This is a genomic window from Xanthomonas maliensis (genome assembly GCF_009192945.1).
In the GTDB taxonomy this organism is placed as follows: Bacteria; Pseudomonadota; Gammaproteobacteria; order Xanthomonadales; family Xanthomonadaceae; genus Xanthomonas; species Xanthomonas maliensis.
In genome coordinates, this window is the sequence record NZ_NSET01000098.1 from 1 (window position 1) to 16,467 (window position 16,467).

Annotated in this window: 20 protein-coding genes and 1 pseudogene; 13 read left to right on the forward strand and 8 right to left on the reverse strand. The window is 66.9% G+C overall.

All coding sequences use genetic code 11. The features are described 5' to 3' along the window. The 3 genes from purN to CKY51_RS21550 form a co-directional block, all read left to right on the forward strand. Positions 1-379: phosphoribosylglycinamide formyltransferase (purN, locus tag CKY51_RS21540; protein WP_280524722.1), on the forward strand; the 379-nt coding region annotated here is incomplete at its 5' end. Positions 380-424: 45 nt separating this feature from the next. Then, positions 425-1,264 carry a DUF3108 domain-containing protein gene (locus CKY51_RS21545; protein WP_152249960.1) on the forward strand — a complete coding sequence of 280 codons (840 nt, stop codon included), beginning with the start codon at positions 425-427 and terminating at the stop codon, positions 1,262-1,264. Positions 1,265-1,266: 2 nt separating this feature from the next. After that, the gene (locus CKY51_RS21550; RefSeq protein WP_031340745.1) at positions 1,267-1,950 is read left to right on the forward strand and encodes a DUF3108 domain-containing protein; all 684 of its coding nucleotides are present in this window, start codon (positions 1,267-1,269) and stop codon (positions 1,948-1,950) included. A gap of 197 nt (positions 1,951-2,147) precedes the next feature. Here the strand turns inward: CKY51_RS21550 and CKY51_RS21555 are convergent, their stop codons facing one another. The 3 genes from CKY51_RS21555 to CKY51_RS21565 are packed head-to-tail and all read right to left on the reverse strand — an operon-like array spanning position 2,148 to position 4,022. Beyond that, entirely contained in the window at positions 2,148-2,468 is a 321-nt protein-coding gene (locus CKY51_RS21555; protein ID WP_022974181.1) for a hypothetical protein, read from the reverse strand. After that, positions 2,465-3,739: a UDP-N-acetylglucosamine 1-carboxyvinyltransferase gene (murA, locus tag CKY51_RS21560; RefSeq protein ID WP_022974182.1), complete on the reverse strand. Its 1,275-nt coding sequence runs from the start codon at positions 3,737-3,739 to the stop codon at positions 2,465-2,467. Before murA ends, CKY51_RS21555 begins: the two co-directional genes overlap by 4 nt. 55 nt (positions 3,740-3,794) lie before the next feature. After that, positions 3,795-4,022: a BolA family protein gene (locus CKY51_RS21565; protein WP_031340746.1), complete on the reverse strand. Its 228-nt coding sequence runs from the start codon at positions 4,020-4,022 to the stop codon at positions 3,795-3,797. 53 nt (positions 4,023-4,075) lie between these two features. Between CKY51_RS21565 and CKY51_RS21570 the strand changes: the two genes are divergently transcribed. The 10 genes from CKY51_RS21570 to rapZ all read left to right on the forward strand — a co-directional run bounded on the left by CKY51_RS21570 (position 4,076) and on the right by rapZ (position 11,672). Continuing rightward, positions 4,076-5,077, forward strand: a complete 1,002-nt coding sequence (locus CKY51_RS21570) for a KpsF/GutQ family sugar-phosphate isomerase (protein WP_022974184.1) — start codon at positions 4,076-4,078, stop codon at positions 5,075-5,077. Between the two features lie 47 nt (positions 5,078-5,124). After that, positions 5,125-5,673 (forward strand): KdsC family phosphatase, encoded by a 549-nt coding sequence (locus CKY51_RS21575; RefSeq protein ID WP_022974185.1) that lies wholly within the window; start codon positions 5,125-5,127, stop codon positions 5,671-5,673. Further along, on the forward strand, positions 5,670-6,245 hold the full coding sequence (gene lptC / locus CKY51_RS21580; protein ID WP_022974186.1) for an LPS export ABC transporter periplasmic protein LptC: 576 nt from the start codon (positions 5,670-5,672) through the stop codon (positions 6,243-6,245). The genes CKY51_RS21575 and lptC overlap by 4 nt, the downstream gene beginning before the upstream one ends. Further along, positions 6,223-6,783 carry a lipopolysaccharide transport periplasmic protein LptA gene (gene lptA, locus CKY51_RS21585; protein ID WP_031340747.1) on the forward strand — a complete coding sequence of 187 codons (561 nt, stop codon included), beginning with the start codon at positions 6,223-6,225 and terminating at the stop codon, positions 6,781-6,783. Before lptC ends, lptA begins: the two co-directional genes overlap by 23 nt. After that, positions 6,783-7,502 (forward strand): LPS export ABC transporter ATP-binding protein, encoded by a 720-nt coding sequence (gene lptB, locus CKY51_RS21590; RefSeq protein WP_022974188.1) that lies wholly within the window; start codon positions 6,783-6,785, stop codon positions 7,500-7,502. The genes lptA and lptB overlap by 1 nt, the downstream gene beginning before the upstream one ends. 39 nt (positions 7,503-7,541) lie before the next feature. Continuing rightward, on the forward strand, positions 7,542-8,969 hold the full coding sequence (locus CKY51_RS21595; RefSeq protein WP_022974189.1) for an RNA polymerase factor sigma-54: 1,428 nt from the start codon (positions 7,542-7,544) through the stop codon (positions 8,967-8,969). 89 nt (positions 8,970-9,058) lie between these two features. Further along, entirely contained in the window at positions 9,059-9,376 is a 318-nt protein-coding gene (hpf, locus tag CKY51_RS21600) for a ribosome hibernation-promoting factor, HPF/YfiA family (protein ID WP_011037930.1), read from the forward strand. Positions 9,377-9,397: 21 nt separating this feature from the next. Continuing rightward, on the forward strand, positions 9,398-9,856 hold the full coding sequence (locus CKY51_RS21605; protein WP_152249962.1) for a PTS sugar transporter subunit IIA: 459 nt from the start codon (positions 9,398-9,400) through the stop codon (positions 9,854-9,856). After that, positions 9,853-10,803: an HPr(Ser) kinase/phosphatase gene (gene hprK, locus CKY51_RS21610; protein ID WP_022974191.1), complete on the forward strand. Its 951-nt coding sequence runs from the start codon at positions 9,853-9,855 to the stop codon at positions 10,801-10,803. Before CKY51_RS21605 ends, hprK begins: the two co-directional genes overlap by 4 nt. After that, positions 10,800-11,672: an RNase adapter RapZ gene (gene rapZ, locus CKY51_RS21615; RefSeq protein ID WP_031340753.1), complete on the forward strand. Its 873-nt coding sequence runs from the start codon at positions 10,800-10,802 to the stop codon at positions 11,670-11,672. Before hprK ends, rapZ begins: the two co-directional genes overlap by 4 nt. Before the next feature lie 166 nt (positions 11,673-11,838). On the opposite strand, the gene CKY51_RS21620 is transcribed toward rapZ, so the two are convergent. The 5 genes and pseudogenes from CKY51_RS21620 to lpxD form a co-directional block, all read right to left on the reverse strand. Next, positions 11,839-12,573, reverse strand: a complete 735-nt coding sequence (locus tag CKY51_RS21620; RefSeq protein WP_022973458.1) for a ribonuclease HII — start codon at positions 12,571-12,573, stop codon at positions 11,839-11,841. Beyond that, positions 12,570-13,757: pseudogene (gene lpxB, locus CKY51_RS21625) on the reverse strand (lipid-A-disaccharide synthase); the annotation flags it as partial. The pseudogene lpxB and the gene CKY51_RS21620, both read right to left, overlap by 4 nt. 77 nt (positions 13,758-13,834) lie before the next feature. Next, entirely contained in the window at positions 13,835-14,626 is a 792-nt protein-coding gene (gene lpxA, locus CKY51_RS21630; protein WP_022973460.1) for an acyl-ACP--UDP-N-acetylglucosamine O-acyltransferase, read from the reverse strand. Between the two features lie 23 nt (positions 14,627-14,649). Beyond that, positions 14,650-15,111, reverse strand: a complete 462-nt coding sequence (gene fabZ, locus CKY51_RS21635; RefSeq protein WP_022973461.1) for a 3-hydroxyacyl-ACP dehydratase FabZ — start codon at positions 15,109-15,111, stop codon at positions 14,650-14,652. After that, positions 15,108-16,121 carry a UDP-3-O-(3-hydroxymyristoyl)glucosamine N-acyltransferase gene (gene lpxD / locus CKY51_RS21640; protein WP_152249964.1) on the reverse strand — a complete coding sequence of 338 codons (1,014 nt, stop codon included), beginning with the start codon at positions 16,119-16,121 and terminating at the stop codon, positions 15,108-15,110. The genes fabZ and lpxD overlap by 4 nt, the downstream gene beginning before the upstream one ends. Positions 16,122-16,467: the final 346 nt, after the last annotated feature.

Below are 16,467 nucleotides of genomic sequence, written 5' to 3' on the forward strand. Positions count from 1 at the left end.
CGGCGAGCCGCTGGTGCGGCGATTCGCCGGGCGCATGCTCAACATCCACCCCTCGCTGCTCCCCAAGTACCGCGGCCTGCACACCCACGCGCGCGCGCTGGACGCCGGCGATACCGAACATGGCGCCAGCGTGCACCTGGTCGTGCCCGAGCTCGATGCCGGCCCAGTGATCGCGCAGGCCCATGTGCCCATCCTGGCTGGCGATGATGCCGCTCGGCTGGCCGAGCGGGTGTTGGCGCACGAGCATCCGTTGTTGCTGACGACCCTGGGCCTGCTGGCCAGCGGCCGCCTGGAGGTGCGCGGGGACGGCGTGCATTTCGACGGTCAGTGCCTGTTTACTCCGCTACGACTAGAGTCCGCACACGCTTTATCGACCTGAACGCGGACACATCCTCCTCATCGTGACTGCGACATCCTCCCGCGCATGAACCTCTCTCTCCCAGCGACCTGCATGCTGCTCGCGCTGCTGTGCCCCGCACTGCTCGCCAATGCGCAGCAGCAGCCGGTCTCTGCGCCAGCCACGCCGCCACCTGTGCCCGCGGCCCAGCCGCCGGCAGAGCCGGCGCCAGCGCAGCAGGCGTCGGCCACGCTGCCTGCAACCCCCTGGACGCCGCCGCCGTTGGAGCCGTTCGTGGCCACCTACCAGGCGCTGTACCGCGGTAAGGAAGCCGGCGACGCCACCATGCAAGTCAGCCGCGGTGAAGGCAGCCAGTGGCGGATCGATATGTCGGTGCGCGGACGCAAGGGCTTTGCCAGCATCCTCGGCCTGAACCTGGAGCAGAGCACCGTGTTCCGGGTCGACGGCGACACCTACGTACCGTTGAGCCAGAGCACGGTGCGCAAGGCGATGTTCTTCGGCAAGAAGGTCACCGGCGTCTACAACTGGCAGGCTGGCACCGCACAGTGGGATGGCGATCTGAAGAAGGAGCGGCAACAACCGATCCCGCTGCAGCACGGTGACCAGAGCGCACTGTCATTGAACCTGTCGCTGATGCGCGATGCGCAGCCCGGGCGCAGCCTGAGCTATCGCTACGTCGACGTGGGCAAGGTGCGCACGTACGACTACCGGGCCGCCGACACCACCGAAGTGGTGCAGGTCGGCGACCTGAGCTACGACGCGCTGCGCGTTTACCGCGTCAACAGCGGCGACAACGAAACCATCCTATGGATCGCCAATGGGGTCCCCACCCCGGTGCGCATCCTGCAACGTGAAAAGGGCGAGGATCAGATCGATCTGCGTCTGGTCGAATACCAAGGAGCCTGAGCATGAATACCCCGATCCGCCGCTACGCGTTCGTCGCTGCCGCCGCCATGGCGATGACCAGCCTGCCAGCCCTGGCCATGCAGCCGTTCCAGGCCGACTACTCGGCCAACTACATGGGCATGCAGGCCAACGGCACGATGACCTTGGCAGCGGCCGGCGGCAACCAGTGGCGCTATACGCTGACGATCCAGAACCAGCTGGCCAACCTGACCCAGAGCACGGTGTTCGAGGAAAGCAATGGCCAGCTCCGCCCGCTCAGCAGCCACGACACCTCGTCGATGCTGGTGAAGAAGCGCACCGTCGATGCCAAGTACGACTGGCAGTCCGCTCAGGCCACCTGGACCGGCGACGTCAAGGGCGACCGGCGTGGCCCGGTCGCGCTCAAGACCGGTGACATGGACGCGCTGCTGATCAATCTGGCCATCACCCGCGATCTGGCGGCCGGCAAGCCGCTGAGCTACCGCATGGTCGACGAAGGCCGCATCAAGCCGATGACCTACAAGGTGGTCGGCAAGGAAACCATCACCGTCAACGGCAAGCAGGAGCAGGCCACCAAGGTCTCGCGCGTGGATGGCAACAAGGAACTGATTGCCTGGGTCGTGAAGGACCTGCCGGTGCCGGCGCGCTTGCTGCAGAAGGAAAATGGCCAGGACTCGCTCGACCTGACGATCAAGTCGCTGCGTTGAGGCAACGGCAGGCGCGGTTCGCGCCGCGCCTGTCGTTCGGCTGATGAGATCCGGAAGCATGCGTCCATCGGTCGCAGCGTCATTGGCCGCACGCGCCACGCCCCCGCCGTCATCAGCGATGGTGCGCTGACGCTGCGGCTGCTCTCTCCATCCATCCAGTGCCGGCCGCTGCCAGCGCAGCGGCCGGTGCGCACCCCTCAGGGCTTGGCCGCGTCGTTAGCGTCGCTGGAGAATACCGTGCGGCAATCGACGCGAATCTGTTCGCCGCTGCTGCGCCAGTAGAAGGTGTTGCAATGGCGCTTGCCATCGACATGCTTTTCCACAGCCACCGCATAGAACGACTGCGCGATCTCCTCGCGACTGGCGGTCCCGTCGCCATTCCAGTCCATGTCCTTGAACTCGACACCCTGGGTGATGGCCATGCCGACTGCCCAGGCGTATCCCAGCCAGGCCAGCAGCAGTACGACCACCCCCAGCAACACCTTGCGGCGGGTGGTGAAACGGCCGCGCAGGATCATGCGGTGCGCCGGATGGACGCGCCCAGCGCCCCCAGCTTCTCCTCGATGTTTTCGTAACCACGGTCCAGGTGGTAGATACGATCGATGGTGGTATCGCCCTCGGCAACCAGTCCGGCCAGGATCAGCGACGCCGAGGCGCGCAGATCGGTGGCCATCACCGGTGCGCCGCTGAGCCGCCCATTGCCGCGCACGATGGCGGTATGGCCTTCGACCTGGATGTCCGCGCCCAGGCGCAGCAGTTCATTGACGTGCATGAAACGGTTTTCGAAGATCGTCTCGTTGATCACGCCGACGCCTTCGGCCACGCAGTTGAGCGCCATGAATTGCGCCTGCATGTCGGTGGGAAATGCCGGGTACGGCGCGGTGGTCAGGCTGACCGCGCGCGGCCGCTTGCCGTGCATGTCCAGGGTGATGCTGTCTTCGGTGGTGCTGATGCTGGCACCGGCCTCGGTGAGCTTGTCCAGCACCGCATCCAGCGTCTCCGGCCGGGCGCGCCGCACGGTGACGCTGCCACCGGTCATCGCCGCCGCTACCAGGAAGGTACCGGTCTCGATCCGGTCCGGCAGCACCGCATGGTGGCCGCCTGCCAGGCGTTCGACGCCATGCACCACGATCCGCGGGGTCCCGGCGCCCTCGATGCGCGCACCCAACGCGATCAGGCAGTCCGCCAGGTCGCTGACCTCCGGCTCCATCGCCGCGTTCTCCAACACCGTCGTGCCCTCGGCCAGGACGGCGGCCATCAACACGTTTTCGGTGCCGGTGACGCTGACCATGTCGAACACGAACCGGCCGCCCTGCAAGCGGCCCTTGCTGGACGCCTTGATATAGCCGTTCTCCACGCTGATCTCCGCACCCAGCGCCTGCAGGCCCTTGATGTGCTGGTCGACCGGGCGCGAGCCGATTGCGCAGCCACCCGGCAACGACACTTCCGCGTTGCCATAGCGCGCCAGCAGCGGGCCCAGCACCAGGATCGAGGCGCGCATGGTCTTGACCAGTTCATAGGGCGCGATCTGGTGGGTGACCGAACGCGGGTCGACCAGGATCGAGCGCCCCTTGGCCAGGGTGCCCTCATCGATGGTGACCTCGGCGCCCAGCTCGCTGAGCAGCTTCACCGTGGTGATCACGTCATGCAGGTGGGGAACGTTGCTGATCTCCACCGGCGCATCGGCCAGCAGGGTTGCGCACAGGATGGGCAGCACGGCGTTCTTGGCACCGGAAATATGAACCTCACCGTGCAGCGCCTGGCCGCCGGTCACTACGATTTTTGCCATGGGAAAAGGGGGAATCCAGAAAGTCGGGGTGGAGGAAGAAGAATCGAACGCGCGCTCAGGCTTCGTCGGGGGTCAAGGTGCGCAGTTGCAGGGCGTGGATCGCGCCCCCCATCAGCTCGCCGAGGGTGGCGTACACCATGCGGTGGCGCGCCAGCGGCGCCTTGCCGGCGAAGGCGGCACTGATCACGGTGGCCTCGAAGTGCACGCCGTCGTCGCCGTGCACGTCGACGCGGGCCTCTGGCAGGCCGGTTTCGATGAGTTTACGGATGGTTTCGGCGTCCAAAGCACGTTTCCTCATAAAATGAGCGCACATTCTACTCTTCACCCGAGCCCTGCATGGCTGTCTCGCTCCTGCCCCCCGCCACCGTCGGCGATCACGACCTGATCGCCAGCGGCCAGCGCGTGTTCCAGATCGAGCAGGCGGCGCTGGCGGCGACCGCAGCGCGGCTGGGTGCCGACTTCGCCGCCGCCTGCCGTCTGGTCCTGGCTTCGCGCGGCCGGGTGGTCGCCACCGGCATGGGCAAGTCCGGTCACATCGCGCGCAAGATCGCGGCCACGCTGGCTTCCACCGGCACCCCGGCCTTCTTCGTTCATCCCGGCGAAGCCGGCCATGGCGACCTCGGCATGATCACCGAGGCCGACGTGGTGCTGGCGCTGTCCTATTCGGGCGAGTCCGACGAAGTGCGCATGCTGCTGCCGGTGCTCAAGCGCCAGGGCAATCCGATCATCGCCATGACCGGCCGGCCCGGCTCGACCCTGGCGCAGGCCGCCGACGTCCACCTGGACGTCACTGTCTCTACCGAGGCGTGCCCGCTGGACCTGGCGCCGACGTCCAGCACCACCGCCTCGCTGGCGATGGGCGACGCCCTGGCGGTCGCCCTGCTCGACGCACGCGGTTTCACCGCCGACGACTTCGCCCGCTCGCATCCGGCAGGCAGCCTGGGACGCCGCCTGCTGCTGCACATCACCGATGTCATGCATGCCGGCGACGACCTGCCGCGGGTACGCGAGGACGCCAGCCTCAGCGAAGCGCTGATGGAAATGAGCCGCAAGCGGCTGGGCATGACCGCGGTCGTGGACGCCGAGGGGCGGCTGATCGGGCTGTTCACCGACGGCGACCTGCGGCGCGCGCTGGACAGCGATATCGACGTTCGCAACGCCGGCATCGCCGAGGTGATGACTCGCCACCCGCGGACCATCGGCGCCGACCAGCTGGCGGCCGAGGCCGCTCGCCTGATGGAAGCGCACAAGATCAATGGCCTGATCGTGGTCGACGCGCAGCAGCGCGCGGTCGGTGCGCTGAACATTCACGACCTGTTGCGCGCCAAGGTGGTTTAACAGGTTCAGCTTGCAACCTTCGGACTCTTTCACACCGACTCCTGCCGATGCCCTATTCGCCCCTGCACGCCCTGCCCGCCGACATCGTCGACCGCGCTGCCCGTATCCGTCTGGCCTGCTTCGATGTCGATGGCACGCTCACCGACGGCCGCCTGTACTACGACCACGCCGGCAACGAGAGCAAGGCCTTCAACGTGTTGGACGGCCAAGGCCTCAAGCAGCTGGAGTACGCCGGCATCCACGTCGCGCTGATCACCGCCCGCGCCAGCCTGTCGGCAGAAAAACGCGGCCAGGACCTGGGCCTGCATGTGCAGATCGGGGTCAGGCACAAGCGCACCGCGGTGGAAGCGCTGTGCCAGGAGCACGGCATCTCGTTGGACCAGGTGCTGTTCATGGGCGACGACCTGCCCGACCTGTCGGCGCTGCTGGCGGTGGGACTGCCGGTCGCGCCTGCCAATGCGCATCCGTGGATCGCCGAGCGCGTGCAATGGCGCACCCAGGCTCGCGGTGGCGAAGGCGCGGCGCGCGAGGTCTGCGATGTGCTGCTGGCCGCGCAAGGCCAGGTCGACGGCATCATTGCCAGGTTCAGCGCATGAACTGGAACTGGCGTAGCACCCTGGGTGTGGTCCTGCTGGCGGCCGCCATCGTCAGCGGCTGGTCGGCGTGGAAGAACCGCACACGCCCGGCCGCCACCACGGCCGATGGCGGGCAGACCGACTTCGTCCTGCGCGACTTCGAACTGATCGCGCTGGACAAGCAGAGCGGCAAGGAGGCCATGACCTTGCGCGCGCCGGAGATGCACCGCAATCGCGCCGACCGCACCTCCGATATCACCACCCCGCTGTTCCTGCTTCCTGACAACAACAACCTGCCCTGGACGCTGCGCGCCAAGACCGGCTGGCTCAACCCCGACGGGACCGAGCTGCGCCTGCGCGGCGATGTCGCCGGCGACAGCCCGACCACCGGCAACGTGCCGCCGACCACCTTCCGGACCCAAAGCCTGGACGTGTTTCCGCAGCAGAACCTGGCCAAGACCAGCGCACCGGTCAGCATGAGCCGTCCGGGTATCATGCAGACCGGCGTTGGCTTCGAGGCCGACCTCAAGACCAGCCAGTACAAGCTCCTTTCTCAGGTCAAGACCCGCTATGAACCGAATGCTGCCCGCTAGACTGGCGTTTGCTGCGCTGCTGCTGCCCATCGCGGCGCTGTCCAAGACCAGCGATCGCAACCAGCCGATGACGATCGACTCCAATGCCAACGATTGCAACATCGTCCAGGGCAGCGACGGCAAGTGCCGCTTCACCGGCAACGTGGTGATCGTCCAAGGGTCGCTGGAGATTCACGCCGACACCGCCGACATCTTCCAGAAGAACGGCGAGACCGACCGGGTGGTGCTCAACGGCAAACAGGCCACGCTCAAGCAGGACATGGACGATGGCTCGCAGATGCATGGGCAGGCCGACAACATCGAATACAAGGTTGCCGACGACATCATCATCCTCACCGGCAACTACAAGGTGGATTCGCCCAAGGGCACCAATGCAGGCCAGCGCATGGTCTACAACACCAAGACCGGCAACATGCAGAGCGGCGGCGATGGCACCCGCGTGCGCACGGTGATCCAGCCGAAGAACCCCGCGCCGGCGGCCGCACCGGCCGCACCGGCGAGCAAGCCGGCTGCCGCCAAGCCGCAGGGGAAGAAGTAATGCTGGTCGCAACCGGTCTGCGCAAGAAGTACAAGCAGCGCGAAGTGGTGAAGGAATTCGGCCTCACGCTGGAGCCGGGCGAAGTGGTCGGACTGCTCGGCCCAAACGGCGCCGGCAAGACGACCTGCTTCTACATGATCGTCGGCCTGGTGGAAGCCGACGCCGGCCGCATCGAACTGGACGGACGCGATCTGACAGCCGAGCCGATGTATGCGCGCGCCCGGCTGGGCGTGGGCTATCTGCCGCAGGAGCCGTCGGTGTTCCGCAAGCTCACGGTGGCCGACAACATCCGCCTGGTGCTGGAACTGCGCGAGGATCTGGACAACGCCGGCCGCGAGCGGGAACTGTCCTCGCTGCTGGAGGAGCTGCAGATCACCCATGTCTCCGAGCAGTTGGGTGCCAGCCTGTCCGGCGGCGAACGCCGTCGTTGCGAGATCGCCCGCGCGCTGGCCGCGCGGCCGCGCATGATGTTGCTGGACGAACCCTTCGCCGGCGTGGACCCGATTTCGGTCGGCGAGATTCAACGTATCGTCACCCACCTCAAGGAGCGCGGTATCGGTGTGCTGATCACCGATCACAACGTGCGCGAGACCTTGGGAATCTGCGACCGCGCGTATATCCTCGCCGAGGGCGGCGTGCTGGCGCAGGGGGCACCGGACGCATTGCTCTCCAATCCCGACGTGCGCCGTGTCTATCTGGGGGAGACCTTCCGCCTGTAGACGCGTCGCCGCGCCCCAGGCCTACCCCATCGGCATTGCATGAAAGCCCGGCTGCAGACATCGCTAGGACAGCAATTGGTCATGACGCCGCAGTTGCGGCAGGCGATCAAGTTGTTGCAGATGTCCACCACCGAACTGGAACTGGAAATCGCCGAAGCGGTCGAGAGCAACCCTCTGCTGGAGTGGGCCGACGAGGCAGCGCAGGCCGCGAGCGGCAATACCGCCGACAGTCCTGCGGCCGACGAGTCCCCGGCCGAGGAGCGCGCGCCGAACGAGCGTGACGAGGACTGGAGCCAGGACGAACTGCAATGGACCGGCGGCAGCGGCGGCAGCTTCGATGACGAGGACGGCAGCGATCCCGCCGAACGGGTGGCCGAGGCCGAGACCCTGGCCGACCACCTGCTGTGGCAATTGCATCTCTCACCGTTGTCGCCGCGCGATCGCCGCATCGGCGCGATCCTGATCGACGCGCTGGACGAAGACGGCTACTTGCGCGAGCCCTTGGCGGCGATCGTCGAGACGCTGGACCTGGGCGTGACGGTGGACGAAGCCGAAGTCCTGACCGTACTGCACCAGATCCAGCGCTTCGACCCGGTCGGCGTGGGCGCCCGCAGCCTGGGCGAATGCCTGGCATTGCAATTGGCGGTGCTCGATGCCGACACGCCAGGCCGCGCGCTGGCGCTGGAGATCGTCGCCGGACCACTGGAGCGGCTGCCGCGCAGCGGGGTCGCCGGCCTGGCACACGAACTCAAGCGCAGCACCGCCGAGATCGAGGAAGCGGTGCAGCTGGTTCGCTCGCTCGATCCGCGGCCCGGCAAGCAGGTCGGCGAGCTGTCGCAGGACACCTACGTGGTGCCCGACTGCGTGATCTGGCGCCAGCGCGGGGTCTGGCGGGCGGCACTGGCCGGCCGGGCGCAACCCAAGGTGACCATCCACCGCGGCTACGAGCAACTGATCCGCCGTTGTGGCGAGTCCGATGCCGGCTATCTGCGCGGCCAGCTGCAGGAAGCGCGCTGGCTGCTCAAGAGCCTGGAGGCGCGCGGCGAAACCTTGCTGCGAGTGGTCCGCAGCCTGCTGCAGCACCAGGCCGGATTCCTGGAATTCGGTGCGCAGGCATTGCGCCCGCTGACCCTGCGCGAGATCGCCGGCGAGCTCGGCCTGCACGAATCGACCATCTCGCGCGCCATCGCGCGCAAGTACGTGCGCACCCCGCGCGGCACCATCCCGCTGCGCTCCTTCTTCGCCTCCGGCATCGATACCGACAGTGGCGGCGAGGCCTCCAGCACCGCCATCCAGGCGATGATCCGGCGCCTGATCGAGGCCGAGAACCCGCGCAAGCCGCTCTCTGACGCCAAGCTGGCTGAACTGTTGAAGACCTCGGGCGTGCCAGTAGCGCGCCGCACCGTGGCGAAGTATCGTGAGGCCATGAACATCTCCGCCTCCCACGAACGCGTGCGCATCGCCTGACGTTGCCCTTCACCCGCAACGCCGGCCTGTGCCGGGTTCGCCGGACCACCGGAGCGGTTCATTGGCCCACCGACCAATGGAGGTATCCGATGCGCATCGAGACGTATGGCCACCAGCTTGAAGTGACGCCCGCCCTACGGGACTACGTGGCAAGCAAGCTGCAACGATTGCAGCGCCACTTCGACCAGCACTGTGAAGTCCGAACGCAGCTGGCCGTCCGCAAGCCCGACCACCACGTGGTCGCCACCGTCAACCTGCCCGGCCGTACCCTCCACGCCGATGCCAGTGGCTCCACCATGTACGCGGCCATCGACCTGCTGGTGGACAAGCTCGACCGCCTGGTGCTCAAGCACAAGGAAAAGAAATGTAACCACCACGCCCGCGAGGTGCGCGACAATCCCGCATGATGCTCCTCGCCCGATGCCCTCATGCCCTTGACTGATCTAATGGCGGCCGTGCGCACCCTGGTGTCGCCGGCCGCCGATCGCGACACCGTTCTGCACACCGCCGCCGACCTGCTGTCCTGCCGCCAGGCCGGCGCCGACGAACTGTATGCCAACCTGTGCGAACGCGAGGCCCTGGGCAGCACCGCCATTGGGCACGGCATCGCCATCCCACACGGTCGGTGCCCCACCCTTTCCGAGCCGCGCGGCGCATTGCTACGGCTACAGACACCTGTGGACTTCGGCGCCGATACACCCGTGGACCTGGTGTTTGCGATGGCGGTGCCGGCGCATTACACCCATCAGCACCTGATGCTGCTGTCCGAGCTGGCCGAGCGCTTTTCCGACGCGCAGTTCCGCCAGCAACTGCGCGCCGCCCCGGATGCGCAGCACCTGCTCGCGCTGCTTACCGAGCCGCCGCCCCCGCAGGCCACCGCCGCATGAACACCAGCATCACCGCCCGTGAACTGTTCGACCAGCAACGCGACAAGCTGGCCTTGCGCTGGGTGGCCGGTCAGAAGGGCGAACACCGCGAGATCCAGGCCGGCGGGACCAACGCGCGGCGTCCGTCGCTGGCGGGCTATCTCAACGTCATCTATCCGAACAAGGTGCAGATCCTCGGCACCGAGGAACTGGCCTGGCTGGACTCGCTGGATGCGCGCCAGCGTTGGGAGACCATCGAGAAGATCATCCAGGTGCAGCCGCTGGCACTGGCGATCAGCAAGAACCAGTCCTGTCCGGAAGACCTGCGCGCCGCCGCCGATGAATCCAACACGCCGCTGTGGATTTCGCCCAAGCGCGGCCACGAATTGCTCAACCATCTGTCCTACCACCTCGCACGCACGCTGGCACCGCGAATCACCCTGCATGGGGTATTCATGGAGATCTACTCGATCGGCGTGCTGATCACCGGCGAGGCCGGCTCTGGCAAGAGCGAGCTGGCGCTGGAGCTGCTCAGCCGCGGCCATCGCCTGGTCGCCGACGACGCGCCCGAGTTCACCCAGATCGCCCCGGACGTGCTCGACGGTACCTGCCCGGAACTGTTGCAGGACCTGCTGGAGGTGCGTGGACTGGGCGTGCTCAACGTACGCGATATGTTCGGCGACACCTCGGTGAAGAAGAACAAATACCTGCGCCTGATCGTGCATCTGACGCGGCCGATGACCGAACCCACCCCGCACGGCTACGAACGGCTGACCGGCGATTCCGGCAGCCGCCATGTGCTGGACCTGGACGTGCCCCTGATCACCCTGCCGGTGATGCCCGGCCGCAACCTGGCCGTGCTCACCGAAGCGGCCACCCGCCTGCACATCCTGCGCACCAAGGGCATCGACCCGGCGGCGATGTTCATTGCCCGCCACAGCAACATGCTCGAGCGGCGGTCGCCATGAGCACCACACCGTCAACCTTGATGATCGTCAGCGGCCTGTCCGGCTCGGGCAAGTCGGTGGCGATGAAGACCTTCGAGGACCTGGACTACTACTGTTCGGACAACCTGCCGGTGGAGCTGCTGCCGGACCTGGTGCGCAGCCGCCTGCGCGGCAACCCGGTCGGCGATCAGCGCTTGGCGGTCGGCATCGACGTACGCAGTCGCAGCGACCTGACCCAGCTGGCGCAATGGCGCCAAGCCGCGCAGGAATACGGACTGGAAGCACGCCTGCTGTTCTTCGAAGCCAGCGACGAGGCCTTGCTCAAGCGCTACGCCGACACCCGCCGCCGGCATCCGCTGAGCCAACTGGGACTGGCGCTGCCGGAGGCCATCATTCGCGAGCGTGTGTTGACCGCCCCGCTGCGTGCGCAGGCCGATGCCATCATCGACACCAGCGCGCTCAACGTGCATCAGCTGCGCCGGCGCGTGGTGACCGAGTTCGCGCTTGGCACCAGCGACCGGCTGTCGCTGCTGTTCGAATCCTTCGCCTACAAGCGCGGCGTGCCGGCCGAAGCCGATTTCGTGTTCGACGCACGCGTGCTGCCGAATCCGCACTGGGACCCGGAGCTACGCCCGCTGACCGGACGCGACGCACCGGTACGCGACTATCTGGACCAGGAGCCGGACGTGATCCGCTATAGCGCGCAGATCGTCGACCTGCTCGACACCTGGCTGCCGCGCCTGCGCAACGACACCCGCAGCTACGTCACCATCGCCTTCGGCTGCACCGGCGGCAAGCATCGCTCGGTCTACCTGGCCGAACGCATGGCCCGGCATGCGCGCGAACAAGGCTGGCCGGAAGTGGCGACGTTTCATCGCGAGCAGGATTGAGGTAGAGCCGGGACCCGGGACCCGGAAAAGCGTAAGGCAGCTAGCTTTGAGCCTTGGCGTTAGCGTGGCAACGCAATAGGTACAGAATGCCTCGGCCTTGAAAGAGGCATAAGGCGGTTTCGGGTCCCGGGTCCGGCTCTCGCACCCCGAGTCCCGGCCTTCCGCCTCAACCCACCTTGACCAACTGCAGGACCTGCAGCTGTTCGGGGTCCCGGGTCCCGAGTCCCGGCTCTCGCACCCCGAGTCCCGGCTCTCGCCCCCCCGAGTCCCGGCTCTCAAGCGCCAACCGCACGGGCGCAAAGCTGCGCCGGTGTTGCGGACAGGGGCCATGGGTCCGCAAGGCCGCCAGGTGGGCCGGGGTGCTGTAGCCCTTGTGCAGGTCGAAGCGGTAATGCGGATGCTCGGCATGCAGGCGATGCATCAGCCGGTCGCGGGTGACCTTGGCAATGATCGAGGCCGCCATGATGGCGCGATCCAGTGCGTCGCCGCCGATCAGTGCTTCGGCCGCGCAGGGCAAGCCCTTGGGCACACGGTTGCCGTCGATACGGGCGAAGCCGGCGACGTGGGCGACGTTTTCCACCGCACGGCGCATGCCCAACATGGTCGCCTGATAGATATTGATGCGGTCGATTTCCTCGCTGTCGATCAACACCACCGACCATGCCAGTGCGCGATCGACGATGCGCGCATACAACTGCTCGCGGCGTTCGGCGGTCAGCTGCTTGGAATCGTCCAGGCCATTGATGCGTGGCTTGGCCGGATCGAACACCACCGCCGCCACCGCCACCGGACCGGCCAGCGGACCGCGGCCGGCTTCGTCGACGCCGGCGTAAAGCCGAGACCCGGGATTCGGGACCGGGGATCCGGGAAACAGCGACGGCTCGGTGTCGGACGCTTTCATGGTGAACCTTGCTCTGTCTGGCGGGACCCGGGTCCCGGGTCCCGGGTCCCGACGAGCTCTGCCACTGCCTCGGCCGCCTGCGTCGAGGCATCGCGGCGCAATTCCGCATGCAGGGCGAGGTAGCGTGGCTGCAGGGCGGCGACCTTGTCCGGGTGCTTGAACCAGTCCAGCAGTGCCACGCACAGCCGCTCCGGGATGCAGTCGTCCTGCATCAGTTCCGGCGCCAGATCCTCGTTGGCGAGGATGTTTGGCAGCGCATAGCGGTCGACCTTCAGCAAGCCCAGCGCCTTGACGATGCGGTAGGTCAGTGGCGCGACCTTGTAGCCGACCACCATCGGCCGTTTGACCAGCATTGCTTCCAACGTGGCCGTGCCCGATGCCAGCAGCACCGCGTCGGCGGCCAGCATCGCCGTGCGTGCCTGGCCATCGAGCAGGTGCGAGCGCATCACTGGCAGCGCCGAACGCGAGAGCTGTTCGGCCAGCAATTGCTTGCAGTCCGGGTTGGCGGCCGGCACCAGCACATGCAGGTTGGGAATGTGTTCGGACAATAGCCAGGCGGCCTGGAAGAAGGTATCGCCCAGCCGGCTGATTTCGCCGTGCCGGCTGCCGGGCAGCACGGCCAGCACCTTGACGGAACTCGACAGTCCAAGCGTTGCGCGCGCTGTCTGGCGATCGGCCTGGTACGGAATCGCGTCGGCCATCGGATGGCCGACGAAGCGCGCGTCCACGCCGTGTTTGGCGTAGATCGGCGGTTCCATCGGGAACAGGCACAGCACCAGGTCGGCGCTGAGGCCGATCTTTTCGGCGCGCTTCTCCCGCCATGCCCAGACCGAGGGACTGACGTAGTGGACGGTCCGCACGCCGCGCTGTTTGAGCCAGCGTTCCACCGGCAAATTGAAATCGGGCGCGTCGATGCCGATGAACACGTCCGGCTGCCAGGCCAGGACACGCTCGCGAAAATGTCGGCGCAAACCGAGCAGGCGTGGCAGGTGTCGCAGCACCTCGGTCAGGCCCATCACCGCCAGCTCGCTGGCATCGAACCAGGTCTGGCAGCCGACGCTGCGCATCGCGTCACCGCCGATTCCGGCGAACTGCGCGTTGGGGTAGCGCGCGCGCAAGGCCTCGATCAGCCCGGCTCCCAACAGGTCGCCGGAGGCCTCGCCTGCGATCAACGCAAAGCGTGGCCCCGCGCCCGCTTGCGCAGCGGTCGCGGCGGTGCGCCGCTGCTGGGTCCCGGGTCCCAGATCCCGGGTCCCGACGTTCATCGCAGCAACGGCCTTTCGGCGGCGTCGATAAAGGCCAGCAGTCCGCGGACGTCGTCGCTGTCCTTGGCTTGCTCGGCCAATTGCGCCTTGGCTTCGGCCAGCGGCAGGCCGGCGACGTAGAGCGTGCGGTAGGCGCGCTTGATCGCGGCGATGCGCTCGGCATCGAAACCGCGACGCTTCAGCCCTTCGCTGTTGATGCCGCGCGGTCGTCCCAGCGAGTCGCTGCCGACCATGGTGAACGGCGGCACGTCGCCATTGGTCAGCGCACCCATACCCAGGAAGGCGTGAGCGCCGATCCGGCAGAACTGATGCGCGCCGGCGAAGCCGCTGATGATCACGTAGTCGCCAACGGTGACGTGACCTGCCAGGGTGGTGTTGTTGGAAAACACGCAGTGGTTGCCGACATGGCAGTCGTGCGCCACGTGGGTATAGGCGAGCATCCAGTTGTCATTGCCGACGGTGGTGACGCCGCCGCCGCCGCCGGTGCCGCGGTTGATGGTGACGAACTCGCGGATCACATTGCCGTCGCCGATCACCAGTTCGGTGCGCTCGCCGGCGTACTTCTTGTCCTGCGGCTCGCCGCCGATCGCCGCATGGCCGATGAAGCGATTGTTGCGGCCGATGCGGGTCGGTCCGTGGATCGAACAATGCGGCCCGACTTCGGTGCCCGCGCCGATCTCCACCTCAGCCCCGATCAGCGAGAAGGCTCCGACGCGTACGTCCTCGGCCAGCCGTGCCGACGGGTCGATGACGGCAGTAGGGTGAATCAAGGGTGCTGGATCACGCATCGTGTCTCACCTCCACAGGCAGTTTATTCGCGGGCGCCGGCGCACATGATCTCGGCGCAGGCGACGACTTCGCCGTCGACCTTGGCCTCGCCGTAGTAGCAGCCCATGTTGCGGATCAGGCGGCGCATCTGCACCTCCAGGATCAGCACATCGCCGGGCACGACCTGCTTGTTGAAGCGCGCATTGTCCACCTTGACCATGTAGAACAGCTTGGACAGCGCGTCGCGCCCCAGGCCGAGCTGGGTCATCACGCCGCCGGTCTGGGCCAGCGCCTCGATGATCAACACGCCAGGCATCACCGGCCGCGTGGGGAAATGGCCCTGGAAGAACGGCTCGTTGATGCTGACGTTCTTCTGTCCAACGATGCGCTTGGCTTCCAGGTCCAGCTCGACCACCTTGTCGATCAGCAGGAATGGGTAGCGGTGCGGGATCAGCGTCTGGATCTGGTTGACGTCGATCGGCAGCTCATAAGTGGGGTGACTCATTGGTTCTCCTTGCCCACAGCCAGGATACGCCGTGCCAGCGCATCGAGCTGTTTGAAGCGGGCGGCGTTCTTGCGCCAGGTGCGGTTGTCGGTGAGAGGGGTTCCGGACGAATACTCGCCCGGTTCGTGGATGGAGTTGCGCACCACCGACTTGCCGGTGATGACGACCTTGTCGCAGATTTCCAGGTGACCGACCACGCCAACGTGGCCGCCGAGCAGGCAGTAGCGGCCGATCTTGGCGCTGCCGGCAATGCCGGTGCAGCCGGCGATGGCGCTGTGCGCGCCGATCCGGCAGTTGTGGGCGATCTGCACCAGATTGTCCACGCGCACGTCTTCTTCCAGCACGGTGTCTTCCAGCGCGCCGCGATCGATGCAGGTATTGGCGCCGATCTCGCAATCGTCGCCGATCACCACGCCGCCCAGTTGCGGCACCTTGATCCAGCGGCCGGCGTCCATTGCCAGCCCGAAACCGTCGGCACCGATCACGGCGCCGGGATGGATGCGGACGCGCTGACCCAGCCGCACGCGGGTCACCAGGGTGACCCGTGCGATCAGCTCGCAGCCGGGCTCAAGCACACAGTCCTCGCCAATGATGCTGCCGGCACCGATCACGCAGCCTGCGCCGATGCGGCTGCCCGCGCCAATGCTGACGAAGGCGCCGACATGGGCAGTGTCGGCGACCTCGGCAGCGGGATCGATGACCGCCGAGGGATGGATGCCGGGCGCGCGCACCGGAATGGCCTCGAACAGCGCGGCGATCTTGGCGAAGGCGGTATAGGGGTCCTTGGCGATCAGCGCGCTGCCGGGGGCCGCCTCGGCATCTTCGGCACGCACCACCACCACCGTGGCCCTGCTCTCGGTCAATTGCGAACGATAGCGTGGGTTGGCCAGGAAGCTGAGCTGCCCGGGGCCGGCATTGGCCAGCGTCGCCACCCCCGCGACCTCGACGTCCCCATCGCCGTGTACGGCCAATCCAAATCGTTCGGCAATCTCGCGGGCGGTCAAGCGCATCAATGGAACCTCTCTGAACGTGGGGCGCGGGCTGGCAGTTGCAATGGTCGGAGAACGCAATTCCCTGTCGAGCGTGCGTGTTCTGGTGTGACCGTCATCGTGCGGTCGTCCTGCAAGCGTTGCGGACCTCGAGCGGAGCTGCGATCGGATGTGCGGCTGGCTGTTCGACCGTCACCTGCGTTGCGTCGAGGTCTGGCGGAGACACCCTGCAGCCGGTGCGCTGATTGCGCCGTTCGGCATGTCAGCGCCGCGCAATCGGGGTCGCGCATGCAATCGCACGGTCCTGTCGGGGGCTCGCCGCCATTGGATGGAGCGGGCCGCTGGCACGGACCGCCCAATCGCGCGT